At 50.7% G+C, this 19,217-nt stretch carries 16 protein-coding genes and 1 other RNA gene; 2 read left to right on the plus strand and 15 right to left on the minus strand.

The annotated features are described in order from the left end of the window. Positions 1 to 198: 198 nt before the first annotated feature. The 15 genes from hrpA to GILYN3_RS07685 form a co-directional block, all read right to left on the minus strand. Entirely contained in the window at positions 199 to 4,110 is a 3,912-nt protein-coding gene (gene hrpA, locus GILYN3_RS07620; protein ID WP_049722285.1) for an ATP-dependent RNA helicase HrpA, read from the minus strand. 140 nt (positions 4,111 to 4,250) lie between these two features. Next, complete coding sequence (locus tag GILYN3_RS07625; protein WP_049722286.1) at positions 4,251 to 4,721, minus strand: Dps family protein; 471 nt, start codon at positions 4,719 to 4,721, stop codon at positions 4,251 to 4,253. Positions 4,722 to 4,828: 107 nt separating this feature from the next. Continuing rightward, positions 4,829 to 6,718, minus strand: a complete 1,890-nt coding sequence (locus GILYN3_RS07630) for a hypothetical protein (RefSeq protein ID WP_049722287.1) — start codon at positions 6,716 to 6,718, stop codon at positions 4,829 to 4,831. Positions 6,719 to 6,770: 52 nt separating this feature from the next. Next, positions 6,771 to 7,556, minus strand: coding sequence for a class II glutamine amidotransferase (locus GILYN3_RS07635; RefSeq protein WP_049722288.1), 786 nt, complete (start codon positions 7,554 to 7,556; stop codon positions 6,771 to 6,773). Then, positions 7,549 to 8,019: a GNAT family N-acetyltransferase gene (locus GILYN3_RS07640; RefSeq protein WP_049722289.1), complete on the minus strand. Its 471-nt coding sequence runs from the start codon at positions 8,017 to 8,019 to the stop codon at positions 7,549 to 7,551. Before GILYN3_RS07640 ends, GILYN3_RS07635 begins: the two co-directional genes overlap by 8 nt. Next, positions 8,016 to 10,232, minus strand: coding sequence for a VWA domain-containing protein (locus tag GILYN3_RS07645; RefSeq protein ID WP_049722290.1), 2,217 nt, complete (start codon positions 10,230 to 10,232; stop codon positions 8,016 to 8,018). The genes GILYN3_RS07640 and GILYN3_RS07645 overlap by 4 nt, the downstream gene beginning before the upstream one ends. A gap of 61 nt (positions 10,233 to 10,293) precedes the next feature. Continuing rightward, on the minus strand, positions 10,294 to 10,647 hold the full coding sequence (locus GILYN3_RS07650; RefSeq protein WP_157484873.1) for a hypothetical protein: 354 nt from the start codon (positions 10,645 to 10,647) through the stop codon (positions 10,294 to 10,296). Between the two features lie 24 nt (positions 10,648 to 10,671). Continuing rightward, entirely contained in the window at positions 10,672 to 11,115 is a 444-nt protein-coding gene (locus tag GILYN3_RS07655) for a YcgN family cysteine cluster protein (protein WP_049722292.1), read from the minus strand. Beyond that, positions 11,115 to 11,402, minus strand: coding sequence for a YcgL domain-containing protein (locus GILYN3_RS07660; protein WP_049722293.1), 288 nt, complete (start codon positions 11,400 to 11,402; stop codon positions 11,115 to 11,117). The genes GILYN3_RS07655 and GILYN3_RS07660 overlap by 1 nt, the downstream gene beginning before the upstream one ends. Next, positions 11,399 to 12,544, minus strand: coding sequence for a ribonuclease D (gene rnd, locus GILYN3_RS07665; RefSeq protein ID WP_049722294.1), 1,146 nt, complete (start codon positions 12,542 to 12,544; stop codon positions 11,399 to 11,401). The genes GILYN3_RS07660 and rnd overlap by 4 nt, the downstream gene beginning before the upstream one ends. A 45-nt stretch (positions 12,545 to 12,589) precedes the next feature. Continuing rightward, on the minus strand, positions 12,590 to 13,183 hold the full coding sequence (gene recR / locus GILYN3_RS07670; protein WP_049722295.1) for a recombination mediator RecR: 594 nt from the start codon (positions 13,181 to 13,183) through the stop codon (positions 12,590 to 12,592). A gap of 14 nt (positions 13,184 to 13,197) precedes the next feature. Then, entirely contained in the window at positions 13,198 to 13,518 is a 321-nt protein-coding gene (locus tag GILYN3_RS07675; RefSeq protein WP_049722296.1) for a YbaB/EbfC family nucleoid-associated protein, read from the minus strand. Between the two features lie 37 nt (positions 13,519 to 13,555). Next, on the minus strand, positions 13,556 to 15,724 hold the full coding sequence (dnaX, locus tag GILYN3_RS07680; RefSeq protein WP_049722297.1) for a DNA polymerase III subunit gamma/tau: 2,169 nt from the start codon (positions 15,722 to 15,724) through the stop codon (positions 13,556 to 13,558). Between the two features lie 121 nt (positions 15,725 to 15,845). Further along, positions 15,846 to 15,942: signal recognition particle sRNA small type (gene ffs, locus GILYN3_RS16475), an RNA gene on the minus strand. A gap of 98 nt (positions 15,943 to 16,040) precedes the next feature. Further along, entirely contained in the window at positions 16,041 to 17,549 is a 1,509-nt protein-coding gene (locus GILYN3_RS07685; RefSeq protein WP_049722609.1) for an AbgT family transporter, read from the minus strand. A gap of 160 nt (positions 17,550 to 17,709) precedes the next feature. On the opposite strand from GILYN3_RS07685, the gene tpx reads away from it, so the two are divergent. Both tpx and GILYN3_RS07695 read left to right on the plus strand, forming a co-directional pair. Next, complete coding sequence (tpx, locus tag GILYN3_RS07690; protein WP_049722298.1) at positions 17,710 to 18,204, plus strand: thiol peroxidase; 495 nt, start codon at positions 17,710 to 17,712, stop codon at positions 18,202 to 18,204. 90 nt (positions 18,205 to 18,294) lie between these two features. Continuing rightward, positions 18,295 to 19,164, plus strand: a complete 870-nt coding sequence (locus tag GILYN3_RS07695; RefSeq protein WP_049722299.1) for a 6-carboxytetrahydropterin synthase — start codon at positions 18,295 to 18,297, stop codon at positions 19,162 to 19,164. Positions 19,165 to 19,217: the final 53 nt, after the last annotated feature.

Genomic DNA, 19,217 nt, shown 5'->3' on the forward strand with positions numbered 1-19,217 from the left:
AGATTACGCAGACAACCCCAATTAGGATCAACTGTTATGGTATGGATGCGCGATTACTGCGTTTGTTACATATTGGCTCATTAAAAATCTGTTTATATTGCACCCCAAAGAGCGCGATATAAACAGATTAGCTAAATACCACACCAAAGCTTGGCTTTTATGACACAAAATCCCGTTAAAATCTCGAATAGCCGCACACTAACCGTTAGTAGCCTCTTGCCAAAGCTTATTAAGCCTTTTACCCGACACCGGAAATCGAGTCTTTAACGTTTGTGCAAACAGCGACACTCTAAACTCTTCAATGGCCCAGCGATAACGCATCAGTTCTGGGTTTTCGGCCAACTGATACCGTCCATGCTGTGCTAAATACTCGGTCAAACGTGCCTCATAAGGTTCGATCTCAAGCATTTGCACCCGATCTTTTTGCGCGTTAAGTACCGCCTTTTCTAACCGCAGGTTGATCGCTTGTAAATAACGCGGATACTCATGAAACCACTCAGGCGGTGTTTCAAACACCAGCGACGGGTAAAACAGGCGATCCAGCTGTTGAGCAATATCGCCCGCAGCCAAAGCTACCGCCAATGCATTTTTGGAGTGCTTAAGCTGCTTTTTAATACCGACAACTAAACTGAGTGAGCTCAATAAAGTTTGCTCTAGACTTTGCGTGTAGGTTACAAGGTCGGGCTTCACCCGAGCCAAACATGCAGAAAATTCCGCCTCGGTACGCGGCAGCTGTCCCTCGGGCATCGCCAAATGCCGCGCGCCAGCCATAATCAAATCATCAACCACTCGTTCGCGGTTGCCAATTTGCACCACCGTTAACCCCAGCTCTTTGCCTTTTAACAGCTGTTTCTGTAAGTATTTAACCGTCTCCTTGCTGTGCAGCAACAACAAACGCGCCACTCCAGCAAGCGATGCATAATGGGCCTCTTGCGGATTATCGAGCACTTGCATAGCGGCCGAGTCACGCTGATCAAGCAGTGCGGGGTACGCACGAATGGACAACCCGCGACGCTTCAACTGCACCTGCTCGGGCAACTCCAAATCCCACCGGGTTATATTCTCGCGGGTAATATCATCGGCTGCATCACGAATATTATCTTGCACCCGCTCACGATAATTAGCTTTTAATTCCGTTAAATTACGACTGGCAGCAATGGTTTTGCCGCGATCGTCTACCACTTTAATATTAAAGCGATAAAAATCTTCTAATCGTTCACTTTGCCAATCAGTGGGCTTTACCTCCATCAGTGTCTGACGCTTTAGCTGCAAGCTAAGCGCTTCAGTTAAAGGTTGATTATCGGGCGCCATACTGGCCAGTGCTTTATCAACAACATCGGGTACCGGCACAAAGTGCTTGCGCAGGGTTTTAGGCAAACTTTTCACCAGCTCAATGCATTTATCGCGCAGTAACCCCGGCACCAACCACTCTAGCCGATGCTCAGGCAGCTCGTGTAACAAACTCACGGGGACGTGTACACTCACGCCGTCATCAGTCTGTCCCGGCGCAAAGTGATAACTTAATGGATAGCTCACCCCTTTATATTCCAGGGTGTCGGGAAACTGCACCTCACTCACACTGCCGGCGCCTTGCAACACTAAACGCTCGCGCGGAATTTTTAAAACATCAGGCTGTTCTTGCTCAGCTTGTTTACGCCAAGCATCAAAACCGACCCGGTTGACCACATCCGCCGGCACCCGCTCGTTATAAAAAGCAAATATCTCTTCATCATCGACTAAAATATCTCGCCGCCGAGACTTAGCTTCTAATGCTTCGATCTCATCGACCAAGGCTCGGTTATGGGCAAAAAACGCTGGTGGCTTTTGCCCCCGTTTAAGATAGCGCCCCTCAACCAATGCGGCGCGAATAAACACTTCATGACAAGTCACAGGGTCGATCTGGCTGTAATTAATACGGCCCTTTTCTACCAGCGCCAAACCATACAAAGTAACACGCTCGTAGGCTTTTACCTGCCCCTGTTTGGGGTCGTAGTGTGGCTCAAAATAATTGCGCTTAACCAAGTGTTCGGCGGCTTGTAACAACCACTCGGGCTCGACTTTGGCAACATCGTGAGCAAACAACTGCGAGGTTTCAAGCAGCTGTGCCGCCACCAGCCATTTAGGACGTTTCTTCTGCTGCGATGAGCCGGGGAAGATGGAAAACTTACGGTTGCGCGCGCCCAAATACTCACGGCCTTCATCATGAAAACCAATATTCCCCAACAGCCCCGTCGTCAGTGATCGATGTACTGCTTCGTAATTCGCGGGCTCGCGATTAAACGTAAGCCCGAGCTTTTTCGCCGCTAATTTTAATTGCCGGTGGATGTCACGCCACTCACGCATGCGCATAAAGGCTAAAAACTCTTTTTTACAAAGCTTGCGCAACTGATTTTGGGTCAGCTCCTGACGCTGTTGCTCAAAGTAGTTCCACAAATTCACGTAAGCCAAAAAATCTGAGTGCTCGTCAGCAAAACGCTTGTGCTGTAGGTCCGCGGCTTGCTTTTTATCGGCCGGCCGCTCGCGCGGATCTTGCACCGACAGCGCACTGACAATAATCATCACCTCTTCCACCGCACCGAGTTTATCGGCGGCAAGTAGCATACGCGCTAATTGCGGATCGACCGACAATTGCGCCAAACGTCGTCCGTCGCGAGTTAGCCGCTTACGCGTATCAACCGCGTGCAGCTCCTCCAGCATTTTAAAACCGTCGTTAATCTGACGAGAATCGGGCGGGTCGACGAAAGGGAATTTATTGATATCACCAATACGCAACTGCAACATTTGTAAAATAACAGCGGCGAGATTGGTTCGCAGGATTTCCGGGTCGGTAAATTCGGGGCGATTAACAAAATCATCTTCGCTGTACAAACGAATACAGATACCGTTACTTACCCGACCACAACGACCTTTACGTTGATTAGCGCTGGCTTGGGATATCGCCTCGATGGGCAACCGTTGCACCTTAGTACGCACACTGTAGCGGCTGACACGAGCTACACCCGTATCAATAACATAGCGAATACCCGGCACCGTGATCGATGTTTCAGCAACGTTAGTCGCCAACACGATACGTCGGCCGCGATGGCTTGAGAATACTAAATTTTGCTCGGCTAAGCTCAAGCGCGCATAAAAGGGTAACACCTCAAAATGGCGTAAATCAGCTTGTCGTAAACGCTTTGCGGTTTCGCGAATTTCTCGCTCACCACTTAAAAAGATTAAGATGTCGCCGCCGCGTTTGCCCTCGGCGCGCTCATGCCGATCAATTTCGTCAACAACATCTAAAATGGGCTGATAAATATCACCGTCATCGGTGTCACTGCTTTCAAACGGCGGCCGATACCAAACATCCACAGGGTAAGTGCGGCCCGATACTTCAAGCACTGGAGCATTGTCAAAATGGCGTGAAAAACGATCAACATCAATGGTTGCCGAGGTAATAATCAACTTAAGATCGGGACGCTTTTTAAGCAGTTGCTTAAGATACCCCAACAAAAAATCAATATTTAAGCTGCGCTCGTGGGCCTCATCAATAATCAGAGTATCGTAGCGGCCTAGGGTTGGATCTTGTTGGATTTCGGCTAGCAAAATACCATCAGTCATGACTTTGATTAAAGTGTTATCACCGGCCTGCTCGGTAAAGCGCACCTGATAACCGACAGTCTCACCCAGAGGCGAGCCAAGTTCCTCAGCCACCCTAGCCGCCACGGTATGTGCCGCAATACGTCGCGGCTGGGTATGACCAATCAAGCCTCGCACACCACGGCCTAGCTCGAGACAAATTTTGGGTAATTGAGTGGTTTTCCCCGAGCCTGTCTCGCCCGCCAGAACCACCACCTGATTATCGCGGATCAGCGCGGCAATATCATCACGCTTAGCGCTAACCGGTAACTGCTCGGGAAACTCTATCGATGTAGGTACCAACTGGCGGCGGGCATCGCACTGCCGGCAGGAGCTTTCAAGATCAGACAGCCACTTGGTTAAGGCTTGATCTGAGGGCTTACCCTGTGCAATACGCTCGGCAATATCCACCGCCTTGCGACGCAGACGGTTGGCATCTTTTAACAGGGCGCCCTGTAAGGCGCTGTCGATATCGGCGGGTAAACCGGTCATAGAGGCTCCAACAAAAACTGAAGGTGCGTATTCTATCAGTTTCGAGCCAGGGATATAGATAAGGAGGGCAAGCGAGGTAATGAATCAAAAACGTAGGCAACACGCCGCCTTGGTAAAATACCCAGCGGCGTGTTAACTGATTACTCTTCGAGCAGTGAACGCAACATCCAAGCGGTTTTTTCATGCAGCTGGATACGCTGAGTCAGTAAATCACCTGTGGCCTCGTCCCGCGCTTTATCAACCAGCGGGTAAAGCGAACGTGCGGTTTTAACAACAGCCTCTTGTCCCTCGACCAGTAGCGAGATCATCTCTTTGGCCGTTGGAATACCCTCTTGCTCTTTGATAGACGACAATTCGGAATATTGCTTATAAGTCCCTGGGGCAGGGTAACCTAACGAGCGAATACGCTCGGCAATATCATCTACGGCTATCGCCAATTCAGTGTACTGGGTTTCAAACATCAGGTGCAGTGTTTGGAACATCGGCCCTTTCACGTTCCAGTGGAAGTTATGGGTTTTTAGGTACAACGTATAGGTGTCGGCTAACACTCGTGACAAGCCTTCGGCCAGCTGACCACGATCATCTTGATTAATGCCAATATCAATATCCATAAAATCCCCTTAGTGATATATAAACTATATTTGAATCATATCAACATACTCAACCTCAGCGACAATTAATTATCTAAATAGCACATATAGCTAAATATATAATGAGGTCAATAAACATAAATTCCTTTCGTGTTGGAGACAACTAAAGTAGCGTTCTCACCCTCGTTTAAGGAGACAGCATAACCAAAGAACGACCCTTCTGCACCTTGCGGCGGTTTAATGTATGTAACCTGCTGCCAAACGTGATCGATTTGTTGAAAATATACAGCTGCACCGGCATTTTTTAGAGCGTTGTCGGATTCATCGCCATTAAACCCCACCGCTACACTTTCTTCATAGGGGGCACCGACGATAAGCTGTTGACCGCTGTCAGACAAATCGAGGCTGTATCCAAATTGATCCCCACCCTCATAATCTGACGGTGACAACCACAATTTAGAGTCAGCATACGCCAACTGTAAACGTTGCTGATGGACCCAACTGCCCCCAACATCCAAATGGTATAAATGAACGGCGCCCTGCCCTCTTTGCTCTTCACAGGCACCAACAGCAATAACATCACCTGTGGCGTTAACATCTACGGAACAGCCAAAACCATCTCCAGATGAAAGCTCTGGCTGATCACTATCATTACAATAATTATCATAGCAATCAGACCAACGGCCATCTGGCATTAACGCCTTGAGAAACGCCTGTTGCTGCCATACGTCATTTTTTTTACTAAAAACATAAACAGCGCCAGATTGGTTCAAATCGTTATTGTTAGGCTCACTCAAGCCATCGTTCAGTGCACTATCTTCGCCGGGAGCCCCAACAACGATAATATCACCACTGTAAGATAATGCCATTTTTGAACCATAAGCGTCATCTACATCACCAATCTCCGGAGTGATCACTCCTAAAGAGGTCAGCTCATCATCCACTTGAAAAATCTCTACCACTTCAGCCGAATCAGCATCATTAAGATAATGCGCAACGGTCAATATATTGCCATCACCACTAAGCGCAATATTTTTAATTCGCCCTTCGACAAACCCTCGCAGATCCTTATGTAACTGCCAGGAATCATCAAAAACTTTATACCATTCAACAGCCCACTCATCGGTGCTAGTGCTCAAGCTTGGCGCCAAAAGAACAAATAGATTTTTCTCATCTTCACTTACTAAAAAATTAACCACTCGAGCGAAAGGAATTACTTGCTCAACCCCTCCCAGCTCTTTCTCTACTCCTCCATAGACGATCAAATCTGAGGGCTGATAATCAATAAATGCATCAGAAATATAGGAGGCAACAGCAAAGATACGAGAAGCATCTTTATTAACATGTAAAACCTGACCGAGCGCTAACGACAAAAAATCTTTTTTCGAAGGCTGGGCAAGGGTATGCACAGAATCAACTGCCTCTCCATCCGCCACAACCCACTCAGACAAAGCACAATCCTGTGCAGTACAGCTTTGGACTTGATAACTTGACCCTATATGTGCAGGAATCAAGTGCGAACGCTCAAAACGGGTTTCATCCCAAGGGATATTGTTCGCTAAGACAAGCTCATCCCCCATGGCGGTCTGTTCAATCAGCCGATAGTAAGCATTTCCGGTAGATGCCCAGCTAAACTCTTGTTTTTTATTGGCTTGATACGTCACATTAAGGCTAGGCTTAATGATTGTTTTTGCTTCAAATGCTACAGTAAAATTACAACCTTCTTTAACTGGCGCGATAGTATATGTAGATTCGTTATTCGCTGACGAAGCCAAACTTCCGTCACAACCTGTCACCGAAGCGACCTTATAACCAGCTTCGGCATGCAAAGAAAACTCAACCTCATCGCCTTCCATTGCTAAATGCTCGGAAGGAGCAACAGAGCCTTGTCCCTCAACCACTGCTGAAATTAAAACCTGAGAAATCTCTGCATCCGTATTATTATCATCTCCCCCGCATGCGGTCAGGAAAAATAAAACAACCACCAAAAAAGTTTGAGTACAACATCCATGATTCATCGCCAACACTCCTTCAATTACCATAATTTATGTGCACTATAGCGCACATAAATTAACTTAAGCTGAACACCACCTCGCCTTTATCAAACACTATAAACTCCCCTGCCGACATAGCTTGCCAGGCCTCGTTAGTGGTCAGCGGGTTAGTTGCAATGACAGTGACAATATCACTATCTGTGGTGTGCTCACCAAAATTTACCGTAAGGTCGGCATCAGACAAACGCGCTTCGCCAAATGGCGCACGTCGGGTAATCCAACTGAGTTTGGTAGCGCAATAAGCAAACAGATAGCGGCCATCGCTAAACAAAAAATTCGCCACGCCACGCGGACTTAACTCATTGCACCAGCGATGTAACTGTTGCCAATAAGCGGGTTCGTCAGCCTCAATTGTAGCGCTGTCGCTAAAGCGTTCGCGAATACGTGCCAGCAACCAACAAAAAGCGCGTTCGCTATCGGTGCTACCCACCGGAACAAAATCTCCCAGCGCCAACTCATGGCTATCGGCCAGCTGACCATTATGGGCAAATGTCCAATTGCGGCCAAACAGCTCGCGTACAAACGGGTGGGTATTCTCTAGACTAACAGCGCCGACGTTGGCTTCGCGGATGTGACTAATCGCAATACAGCTTTTCAGTGGCAGGCGACTTACCAGCTGAGCAATTTCCGAGCTTACACTTGGCGCCCAATCGCGAAACGCGCGAATACCACGCCCCTCATACAAAACCACGCCCCAGCCATCACGATGAGGGCCTGTACCGCCACCGCGCTGCAATAGACCGGTAAAGCTAAAACATAAATCAGTTGGCACATTGGCCGACATGCCCAGCAGTTCACACACTCAATGGCTCCTTAGATAACGACTCGGCTTGCCAGCCCATCAACACAAACGACTTACCGCGCTCGCGATAACGTTGATATGGCTCAGCGATGGCCTGTGGCACTGCGGCTACATCGCACTCATTAAAATCAAGACTTAAATAAAAATCTTGTAAATAATCCAAGGCATAACAGTAAAGCGTCGGCTCGCGTGCCTGGCACAATATGCGCTGCATCAAATCACGCGCTAAGCCACGACGTCGATACTCAGGGTTAACAGTTAAGCTGCGCAACAAAAACTGGTCTGCAGCTGGCTCTAACACTCGCGCGGCCGCTACTAGTTGGTCAGCTTCATGCAAACCATACACCCGATCTTTTTTACCACATTTAACTTTCTGTCCCCATTGCCGAAACTGCCGTGTGACATCGGGGTATTCAGCCACAGTGGGAAGCCATAGCGCTCGTGTTGATAGCGAATCACTCACTCACGATCCTTATCATTACTGTTTGCATCACTAGCGTCTAGATCATCAGCTTCTGGATCCGGCGTATCAAAGTCCACTAGGTCTCCCAGAGCAGCCAACATATCGTCATCATCTAGCTGAATCATATCGGACATCTCGCTTGCCTCAGATTCAGACTTAGATTCAGTTGATTTTGGAGCTGCCGGTGTGACTTCACCCAAATCGGCAAAGACATCATCAAAGGCCCCGGCCGGCAACTCAGCCTCGGAGCTTTCGACTTGTGCCTCATGCCCTTCATTATCACGAAGCTGCTGTTCAATAACGTCGAGGTCCGACTCCATCGACTTGCCACTAAAGCGTCGATACAACCAATAGATCGACCCCAGCAACACAATATTAAAGAGCACCACCAACGCAATCAACCAACTGTTGCCCCCCTCACTTTTTGTAGTTTCTGGTACTGGCGTAACGCTGGCGATACTGGCAACCGAACTACTTATTGAGGAGGCAACCTCGATTACCGGCGCAGGGGTAAGCTCCCCTCGCTCACGGGCTAAAGCCTCGCGCTCGGCAGTCAAAGCTTGCTCGAGCGCGATCAAGGTGTCATCGACAGCGACTGGTTTCGGGTCACCTTCGGCGGGGTAAGAAAAGTACAACGGCGCAAGCGTTTGTGAAAATTCTCGACCATTATTATCGATGCCTTTTGCCTGCAGCTCGATCACGTAACGGCCGCGATGCTCGGGGGTTACGGTTAGCCCCCAGAGCCCCTCGGGTAAATGTTTAAGCGCTCGCAGAGCATTAGCGCCGGTAGAATCTTTAATGTGAGCCACCACTTCAGTTTGCTCTGCATTCAGCGTTGAGGCGCCCGTCACTACAATATGATAAACAACGGACGAGGTTGCTGTAGTTTCAGCTGTTGATTCTTTTATATGTTTTTTAAGCTCTACGGTAAAGACTGGCTCTACCTCAAGCTGACGCTGATATTCACGCGCAAAAGTAGCGCCATCAACACGCAACTTAAGTTGATACTGACCCGGTTTTTTAGGGGCGTTGGTGTGCAACAAAAAACGGCCGCTATCATCGGCCGGCCGCAACGTTATCTTTTGCGCTTCGGCTGCACCTAATGCCCCGTCATCCTGATAAGCACTAACATTCAGATCTGCCCGAATATTTTGCAGAAGCTCGCCCTCTGTTAACACCTGACCGCGCTCTCGCAAAACAAAACTCAAACTCAATGGCTCGCCCGACAATAGCGACTTAGCGTGCGGCTGCACCTGCAATGTTAAGTCGGTTAATATGGTCAAGCGAGCATCGGTGGCATCATTCACCAATTGCCAGCGACCTTTTTTAGGCTGGGTAATAGTCACTAAATCGTAGCGTGGACGAGACAACCAGCGGACGTTGGTCGGGAGTTGCTTAGCACTGACGGGTAACAAATCAGGATCAAGTAAGTGCGGACGTACAGCGTTAGCATCGGCGTGATAAATCAGCACTGTTAATTCATTGACGCTCGCATCCACCGAAAAACCATCGCCGCTCATGGGCAAGCGTTGCGGGGGCACAGCTTGATCCAGAATATCAACAAACACCGACACCAACTCGTCGCGGTTAGTCACCACTCGGTGCTCGCCGGCACTTGCCACTGCGATCGCTTGCAACAGCTCGGCATCGGCATCATTTGATAAAGCAACGGTATGAATCACAAACCCACGGGCGATTAAATTGGGCAGCAACTCGGTAAGAATGCTCGTGCGTTCACGCACATTGCGTTCGGCGTCAGCATGCACATCAACTTTACCGTCTGTTAACAGCAGTATATGTGCACTCTCTGCATTTTTAGGCGTACGTGCCACACGTGAAAGCGCTGCCCCAATATCGGTTAACTGCCCTACCGCGCGCAGTTCTTGCAATGTGTTTTGAGCCGCTAAGCGCCAGCGATTATCGACCGGCTCCAGTACCGAAACTTCCTTAACGTTACCGGCAAAGCTCCATACCCCCGCACGGGTATCTGCCGGCAACATTTTGGCTAATAACACCAGTCCTTCGGCGCGTAAGTTTTGTGGGTCCGATTGGTTCATACTGCCCGAGACATCAATCAACAATCGAATATCCGCTGTCGACGCATCATCGTTAGTTTCGGCGGCGTACGCCGACAATACCAACAATGTACAGATAAGCACGCAACTAATACGAACCCAAAGAGTAGAGCGATATGTCAGGTGATTGTTTAGCATTTCACGGCACTCGCACAGCGGCTGGGCCGCTATAATGAAGTTATTATTTTGGCGCTGGCGGTTACTTTGCCGTATCGGCTGGCGCCCCGCGCTGACGTTTTCGAGTCAGCAACAACAGCACTAAAGTTAGCACCAATGCAGTCAGCCAAATTAACGCAAGGGTAATGGCTGCATCGAGACCCGCCTCGACACCTAAAAACATACTGTTTAGTACAGCAACAAACAGTGCCGGGGCATAAGCGCTTGGGTGATTTTCTAAATTTAGACTAAAAGGCGTAAATAACAATACCGCAATCGATACCGTAAACAACCATTGTGGGTAACGTGTTAACGGCCGAGTGATCCGCCAGCCAAACAACACAAGTAATAAAGCACCAACCAGATATACACTCCAAGCGATCATTGACTCACTCAAGCGCTGCTCCTTAGTATTAATTAATTACATAACCCAATGAATTATATACTCTTCTAGATCATCGGGGGCCACTTGCTGCTCCGGCACGACTTTACCCGCCACTGACATCCCCGCTCGGTGAATGGTATCAGGGTCACCACTAAACAACGGATGCCAAGGCGGAAGCGACTCACCCTCGGCCAACAACCGGTACGCACAAGTGCTGGGCAACCACTCATATTCGGCAAGATCGGCAAGTGTCAGGGTTAAACAATCAGGCACCCGCGCCTTACGGTTGGAATAATCACTGCACCGGCAGTTGTCGGTATCAAGCAGCTGACACGCCACTGCGGTGTAGTACACCTCGCCATCATCTTCATCCTCTAACTTGTGTAAGCAACACTTGCCGCAGCCATCGCACACCGACTCCCACTCCGAGGGACTCATTTGTGCCAATGATTTCTCTTGCCAAAAAACTCGTGCCGCCATTACAGTTTGCTGTTGTGCTGTTGAATATTATTGACTTGAAAATCCGACTCTGGACGTGGCGGCAGCTGCAAGTAATAACCAGCGTCATCTAAACTGGCCATCACCTTGTTCACATCCACACGAGCGAGCGGGCGGCTGCCATCGAGTAGCAATACCATAGCGGGCTCGGCAATACCAAAGCGTTTACGCAAAGGCTCGGGCACTTTTTCTAGACCATCCTCTTTGCGACAGTATAAATACATGCCCTCTTCGCGCTTACTGCGATATATCTGACAAACGACCTTCATATACTTTCTCCGGCGCAAAGCTTTTGTACTGTTTGCAGCAACCCGGCACCAATAACATCAAAGCGCCAACCGTTTAATCGCCCTGGCAATTGTGGTTCACCCGCTACGGCGCTGCGCACAATAGCCTCGTACTCTTTTTTACGGATCAACACCTCGGGCGGTAACTCGCGGGCCTCGGCCTGAGCAACCACATAGCCTTTAAGTGCCTTCATCCAAGGGGCGTATTCACGAGCCAGCGGTGGGTCAAATTTTGCGGGCCATTGATCAGGTGTTTGTGTTAACGCCTCGGCAATAATATCTAACAGCGTTTCGCCATCCTCGACGATAGTACGCCTAGGCATACCCTCGATTCGTTTAAGCTGGTTAATATTATCGGGGATTTGCCGCGCCAGCTCGTACAACTGCGGCTCTTTCATAAGCCGATTGCGCGGGATATTACGCGCCCGAGCTTCGGCTTCGCGCCAATGGCTTAATGCCCGCAACACCGCCAAGCCCTTAGGCTGCAACTTCCAGCCCAAGCCAACCCGAAAAAAGTAAGCGTTTAAATCGACTGGCTGCCGCGCCTGCGCCACTAAATCGGCGCAATCAGCTTTTACCCAACTTAGGCGATCATCGGTTTTTAAGCTTTGCAGCAACTTGCCATAAACAATCAATAGATGGGCGACATCTAATGCGGCGTACTTTAATTGCGCAACACTTAAGGGGCGCTGTAACCAATCTGAGCGTGTTTCACCCTTGGGAATATCCACCCCCAATAAATCGCGGGCGAGCGCTGCGTAACCCAACGAAAAGCCGTAACCGGCAAAGGCGGCACCAATTTGAGTGTCAAAAATCGGCCCAGGTACGGCGCCTAATAAGGTGTTAAACACCTCTAAATCTTCCGAGCAAGCGTGCAATACTTTAATCACCTGCTCATCCAGCATCAACTCGGTGAGGGGTGTTAAATCATCAAAAGCTAACGGGTCAATTAAATAACAACCTTGTCCGTCACCAATTTGGATCAACCCCGCGATCGGATAAAAGGTATCCGTACGCATAAACTCAGTATCAACCGCGATTGCGGCTTGGCTGCGCCAGCGTTGACAAAGTTCGGTTAGTGCATCGAGATTATCAATCCAAATAGGATCTGAAGGAATAGCCATAACTACCTAATAAGATATGTACGCCCAAGACAAGCGGCATTCGATTTAAAGTGATCGACGGCTGCTAAAAGCATGCGCCAACGTGCCGCCATCAATGTATTCAAGCTCGCCACCTAAAGGCACGCCATGGGCGATACGCGACACCACAATGCCAGATTGTTTGGCTCGCTCACTAATATAATAAGCGGTGGCCTCCCCCTCAACCGTAGGGTTAGTGGCCAATATAATTTCACTGACCGGCTCGCTTTGTAACAGCGCCAGCAATTGATCTATGCCGATATCTTCGGGCCCCACACCATCGATTGGCGACAAGTGCCCAAGCAACACAAAATATTTACCCTGATAACTGCCTGCCTGTTCGATAGCGAGCACATCCGCAGGCGTCTCCACAACACACAACAACGTGTTATCCCGCCGCTCGCTGGCACACACACCACACAGTGGCTGTTCGGTTAAGGTACGGCAACGACCACAGCGAGCGACACCCTCAACCGCGCGTTGCAAGCTATCGGCCAAGCGCGAGGCCCCCTCACGGTTATGCTCTAACAATTGCAACGCCATTCGCTGAGCACTTTTGGGACCAACGCCGGGCAGCACTTTTAAGGCGTGCATCAATTCATCTATAAGCGGGCTAAACATAAAATACGTGCGCCTTAAAACGGCATTTTAAAACCGGGCGGCATACTCATGCCCGAGGTCATATCCGACATCTTCTCGCGGCTGTTAGCCTCAACTCGGCGCACAGCATCATTAACCGCCGCGGCCAATAAATCTTCTAACACTTCTTTGTCTTCTTGCAGCAAACTGGCATCAATTTTAACGTCTTTAACATCGTGACGCCCGGTCATGGTGACTGACACTAAACCGGCACCTGACTGACCAACAACCTCGGCGCGGGCTAGCTCTTCTTGCATTTGTTGCATGCGCTCTTGCATCTGCTGCGCCTGTTGCATTAAACCTTCCATGCCTTTCATGCTGCTACCTCTTGCTTCTATTCGTTTAATGGTGCGTTTACTTAGTATCTATTGGCTCAACAGTGCCTTCGTCTAAGGTTGCGGCAAAATGCTCAACCAACTGCTGCACAATGGGGTCTGACTTCACCGATTCAACCGCTTGCTCATAGCGTTCGCTTTGTTTACGCGTGGCAATTTGCGCTGGGGTTTCGGTTTGTACCGGTCCCAATTGAATCATCACTAATGCTGGCTCGCCAAAATATTCGCTCAGAATATCCGCCAAGCGCTGCTGATGCCCTTCATCGTAAAGACTGCTGTTGCGCTCATCCAATATAAAGTGCAGCTGGTTACCCTGGCGTCCCACCAACTCGCAATTGGAGGCCGTATTACGCATCACGCCGCCAACACTTAAACCTAAATAAATTTCAGGCCAGCGCAGCGGCGTAGCATCGGCCAAACTTACCATTGCAATCGGCTCCGGGGCCGATTTAAGCACCGGCGCGGCAGTGGCAACTTGTGTCGCAGGCGCTGCTGGCGCGACGTCATCCACTTGCCAAGGTACATCCACCACCGGTGCCGGTGCCGTCTCGGTAGACGGCTGTTCTGTAGCGGGCGCGGGCGGCGAAGCTTGCTGAGACAAATCGGGCTCCGTCTCATAGGACGGCATTTGATTGGACAGCTGTTCGTATTCAGCGGCGGCCTGAGAGCCTAATTCGTCACCGGACTCATAATCTTGGCTACCCGCGACGTTAGACTCTTGCGGTTGCGGCTCATTAGAAAGAGCCTCTGGGGAGTGCGACTGTGCGGCAGGCGATTCATCGACAAGAGGTTTATCAATGGAAGGCTCAGCGGTATTAGACTCAGGCGGTTCTTGCTCAGATGACACGTTACTGTCTGCCACAGCATCCACAACAGAGTTATTTACCTCATAGCTTTGTGGCGCATTCGACACCGGCTGAGTCTCGGGACTTTGGCTTACCTTATCGGGGCCTAGATCTGGATTAACTGTTGCGGCTGTGGCTTCAGCAGCAGGGGTTGCAGGTGCGACTGCTTCTGGCGTGACACTAGCGACCTGGGCACTCGCGCCATGGGGAGTGTTAGGCGAGTCTGCCGCCAGTGCTCGAGTGGGTACATCGGCCACACCTTGGGGGCGAAATGCCAACATCCGCAGCAACACCATTTCTAGTCCCGCGCGTGGGTCGGGCGCCAAGGGCAAGTCTCGCCGACCAATTAAGCCGGTTTGATAAAACAACTGGACGTCTTCGGCGGGTAACTGCTGCGCCAACTGCAAGATCTGATCGCGATCACCGTGGCTGTTATCTACCGCCTCGGGTAGCGCTTGGGCAATGGCCACCCGATGCAATATAGACAGAATATCAGCCAGCGCGCTGGCAAAATCCGGCGCGTGCTCGGCCATTTGTGCCACCGCATCTAACACCTGTTTACCGTTGCCGGCGGTGAGAGCTTGCACCATATCGTAAACAGCGCTGCGGTCGATGGTGCCCAACATAGCGCGCACATCAGCCTCAACCACTTTACCCGAGCCAAACGCAATGGCTTGGTCGGTCAGGCTTAACGCATCACGCATACTGCCATCGGCAGCTCGTCCCAACTGCCACAAGGCGCTTTGCTCAAACGGCACCATCTCGGCCTCAAGCACGTGCTGCAAGTGGCCAGTTACCAGTTCGGGCGTCATATTTTTAAGATTAAACTGTAAACAGCGGGATAAAATCGTCACCGGCAAACGTTGCGGATCGGTGGTCGCTAATAAAAACTTAACGTGTGGTGGCGGCTCCTCTAGTGTTTTAAGCAGGGCATTAAAAGAATGGGTCGAGAGCATGTGCACCTCATCGATCAGGTACACCTTATAGCGGCCGCGGGTTGGGGCGTATTGTACGTTATCGAGTAACTCACGGGTATCTTCTACCCTAGTGCGGCTCGCGGCATCCACTTCAATCAGGTCAACAAAGCGGTTCTCGGCAATTTCTATACACGACGAGCACTGACCACAGGGCTCAGAGCTAACACCCGTTTCACAGTTTAAACATTTAGCCAAAATACGCGCGATGGTGGTTTTACCCACGCCACGAGTGCCGGTAAATAAATAAGCGTGATGCAGTCGATCGTGATCAAGCGCATTGATGAGCGCTTTAAGTACAAGCTCTTGCCCCACGAGATCGCGAAATGTACGGGGGCGCCACTTGCGGGCCAGGACCTGATAACTCATGCCTTCCTCGATTTGTTAGTCGTAAGCTTGGGGATTATAGCTGTCCCAGATACAAATAAATACGGGGCCGGAGTGTTACAAAGCACAGAGTAAGGAGGTAGCGAAGAGAAGATGGAGGCGACCCCGCCAGCCACACCCCGGCACATGGTATCACCGCTACCGTTGCTCCCTTCCGGGCCTGGCGGAGTTCACGGTTGACCATTGCGAGGGGACCGACAGGGCCACCATTGCAGCGACAAAACGAGTCTGTCGAGGCCGCGCATTATCCTGAGTTTTAAAGCCGATTGCAAGGCCGCTTGTTAGCTAAAACACACTCTTATGCTTGCGGCCCAAGAGGCAGGCCAATAAGTAACCAAACCGCAAACAACACAGACCACCCCAATAAAAAACTCAACGAGTAAGGCAGCATCATGGCTGCCAGCGTTCCCATACCGCAATTTTTGCGATAGCGCGCGGCAAACGCCACCACTACCGCAAAATACGGCATCAACGGTGTAATAATGTTGGTACTGCTGTCGCCAATGCGATATGCCATTTGCGCCTGTTCTGGGCTCACCCCCAATAAATACAGCATGGGCACAAACACTGGCGCTAATAGCGCCCACTTAGCCGAGGCGCTACCGACAAATAAATTGATCATCGCGCTGACCATAATAAAACCCATTAACAGCAGCACGCTCTGCCCTTCAAGCCCGCTGAGTAACGCCGCGCCGCTGGCCGCGATAAGCGCCCCTAAACCGGTCCAATTAAACCAAGCCACACACTGCGCGGCAAAAAACATAATCACCAAATAGCTGGCAAGCGTTGTCATCGCCGCCTCCATACCGGCGACCATATCGCCAACCGCTTGGTAACGCTTGCTTAAACGTCCGAATATTAGCCCTGCGATGGCTGCGTAAATAGCGATAAGCGGCACTAACATGGCTAACTCAAGTGTGCCATCAACGCTGCGCAATGGCGCATCGATCGCGACACTTGCCCACAGTACCCAGCCAGCAAAAAACAGTGTCCACCCCGCTACTGCCCACAGCGCACGAACATCATCGGGGGTTTCCTGAATGGCGGCCAGCTCTTGCGCGTCCTGTTCGACGTCCAAGCCCGGCGCACTAGTGGTCATCAAAAAAGGCGCCACCCAGCGCTCGGTCACCCACGCGCCCATCAACGCCAGTACTAAGGTTGAAGCCGCGGTAAAGTAATAATTAGAGGCTACGCTCACTTGGTAGCCAGACGCCACTCCAGCCATGGCCTCTTGGGTAATACCGGCCAAAATCACATCGGCCGGCCCCAGTAATAAATTTGCACTATAGCCGGCCGAGACACCGGCAAACGCCGCAGCAATACCCGCCAATGGTGGACGCCCTGCCAGCTGAAACAACACCCCAGCCAAAGGGATCAGCAATACATAGCCGACATCAAAAGCCAGATTAGATAAAATACCCGCCAGTACCACCATAAAGCTTAATAGCGGGCCACGGGCGCGGCGCACCAAACGCAACAACACGCAACGCAACAACCCAGAGTGCTCGGCCACGCCCAGCCCCAGCATAGTGACCAACACCGCCCCTACAGGGGCAAAGCCGACAAAGTTATCAACCATAGTCGCTAGTGCCCAGCGCAATCCATCGGCCGACACGATATTGCGCGCCTCCACCACACCGCTGGGCAAGCTGACTTGCCAGCCAGCGGCGCTCGCCAAGCACGAAGCCGCGGCAATCAACGCCGCCAGCCAAACAAACAATAACGCAGGGCTAGGCAGGCGATTCCCAATGCGCTCGACTGCTATTAAAAAACGCTTAAAGCGCGAAACTGTTGTTGTAGACGTCATAGCTCTGTCAATTTCTAGAGGGTGATTTTCAATTTGCCGGATTAGATGAGCTAACAATTCAAGGGCCGACAATCTGGCCATTGAATTTTATAGATTCGTCACCACAATAACATCAGCAATGCCCACATACTTACTTACCCCACACCGCACGGAGTTTTATATGGCTACAGTTACTTTAAAAGGCAACCCCATCAACACCAATGGCGCGCTACCGGCCAATGGCAGCGCCGCACCAGCTTTCACTTTGGTTAAACCTGATTTATCTGAACTGAGCCTAGCAGATCTGCAGGGACAAAAAGTCGTGTTGAACATCTTCCCTAGCGTCGACACACCAACCTGCGCGCAATCTGTGCGCACTTTTAACGAGCAGGCCAGCAAACTGGATAACACCACCGTTATTTGTGTGTCACAAGATTTACCGTTTGCCCAGGCACGGTTTTGCGGCGCAGAAGGTTTAGACAATGTCACCAACGGCTCGGCGTTTCGCTCAAGCTTTGCCGACGATTACGGTGTAAAATTTGTCGATGGCCCACTGACTGGCCTAACTGCCCGCGCCGTAGTGGTAATCGATGCCGACGGTAAAGTCAGTTACTCTGAGCTAGTTGCCGAAGTCGCCGACGAGCCTAACTACGATGCGGCCCTAAAAGCCCTTTAAGCGCTGTTTTTATTAACACGCTGACCCGGCGGCGATTGTCGCCGGGATCTGTTATTATGCGAGGCATTAACGACCTCGGACCCATCCCTTATGCTGCTGTTTGTCGACAACCTTACCAATGTAGATTTTAGCTTCTTAGATGCCTCTCGCGGCTTATTAGGAGAAACTTGGCTGGCCAATATTCGCCTGCACGGCGACCTCGACGATCAAAGCATGGTGTGCGACTTTGGCACGGTAAAGAAAATTGTCCGCAACTGGCTCGACACCGAACTGGACCACCGCTTAGCGGTACCTGCCCGCGCCCCCAACATTGACATTAAAACAAACGGCGACCAGCTGGACATCACCTGGACTCTAAACGATGGCAGCCATATCCATACCCGCTGCCCGCGCCAAGCTATCGCGCTGGTCGATGCCGAAGTATTAACCCCCAATAGCATTGCCCACTGGTGCGAGCAACAACTCAAAAGCGCCTTCACCGACGACATCAAAAAGCTGGAATTAAGTTTTAGTATTGAACAGATCGACGGTGCGTTTTATCACTACTCGCACGGGCTTAAAAAACACGACGGCAACTGCCAGCGCATCGCCCACGGTCACCGCTCACGCATTGACATCTGGGCTGACGGAGAAAAATCAGCTCGACTCGAAGCCCAATGGGCCGAGCGCTGGCGCGATATTTACATTGGCAGCCGTGAAGACATCAGCGCCGAGCCGAGCATTAACGGCACCGACTACATCGACTTTGCCTACACCTCCGAGCAAGGCGCGTTTACCCTGCAACTGCCCAAGCGCTGTTGCTACATCATCGATACCGACACCACCGTCGAGTGCTTGGCCGAACACATTGCAACCCGCACAACAGCCGAAAACCCAAGTCTGGAGCTGCGCGTGCGTGCGTTTGAGGGAATCAACAAAGGCGCCGAAAGCTACCGCTTAAACGCTTATGGCGATACTTAGCACCGCGCAACAAAGCTTAACGGCAGACCATCAAGGTTAACTCGATAACAATA

Source organism: Gilvimarinus polysaccharolyticus (assembly GCF_001187555.1).
GTDB classification, from domain to species: Bacteria; Pseudomonadota; Gammaproteobacteria; order Pseudomonadales; family Cellvibrionaceae; genus Gilvimarinus; species Gilvimarinus polysaccharolyticus.

Excerpts from the sequence above, each read along its gene's own strand:
- GILYN3_RS07655 (WP_049722292.1), bottom strand. The coding sequence starts at position 11,115 with ATGGCGGCACGAGTTTTTTGGCAAGAGAAATCATTGGCACAAATGAGT.
- dnaX (WP_049722297.1), bottom strand. The coding sequence starts at position 15,724 with ATGAGTTATCAGGTCCTGGCCCGCAAGTGGCGCCCCCGTACATTTCGC.
- GILYN3_RS07695 (WP_049722299.1), top strand. The coding sequence starts at position 18,295 with ATGCTGCTGTTTGTCGACAACCTTACCAATGTAGATTTTAGCTTCTTA.
- tpx (WP_049722298.1), top strand. The coding sequence starts at position 17,710 with ATGGCTACAGTTACTTTAAAAGGCAACCCCATCAACACCAATGGCGCG.
- rnd (WP_049722294.1), bottom strand. The coding sequence starts at position 12,544 with ATGGCTATTCCTTCAGATCCTATTTGGATTGATAATCTCGATGCACTA.
- GILYN3_RS07660 (WP_049722293.1), bottom strand. The coding sequence starts at position 11,402 with ATGAAGGTCGTTTGTCAGATATATCGCAGTAAGCGCGAAGAGGGCATG.
- GILYN3_RS07625 (WP_049722286.1), bottom strand. The coding sequence starts at position 4,721 with ATGGATATTGATATTGGCATTAATCAAGATGATCGTGGTCAGCTGGCC.
- GILYN3_RS07630 (WP_049722287.1), bottom strand. The coding sequence starts at position 6,718 with ATGAATCATGGATGTTGTACTCAAACTTTTTTGGTGGTTGTTTTATTT.
- GILYN3_RS07675 (WP_049722296.1), bottom strand. The coding sequence starts at position 13,518 with ATGAAAGGCATGGAAGGTTTAATGCAACAGGCGCAGCAGATGCAAGAG.
- GILYN3_RS07645 (WP_049722290.1), bottom strand. The coding sequence starts at position 10,232 with ATGCTAAACAATCACCTGACATATCGCTCTACTCTTTGGGTTCGTATT.
- GILYN3_RS07685 (WP_049722609.1), bottom strand. The coding sequence starts at position 17,549 with ATGACGTCTACAACAACAGTTTCGCGCTTTAAGCGTTTTTTAATAGCA.
- recR (WP_049722295.1), bottom strand. The coding sequence starts at position 13,183 with ATGTTTAGCCCGCTTATAGATGAATTGATGCACGCCTTAAAAGTGCTG.
- hrpA (WP_049722285.1), bottom strand. The coding sequence starts at position 4,110 with ATGACCGGTTTACCCGCCGATATCGACAGCGCCTTACAGGGCGCCCTG.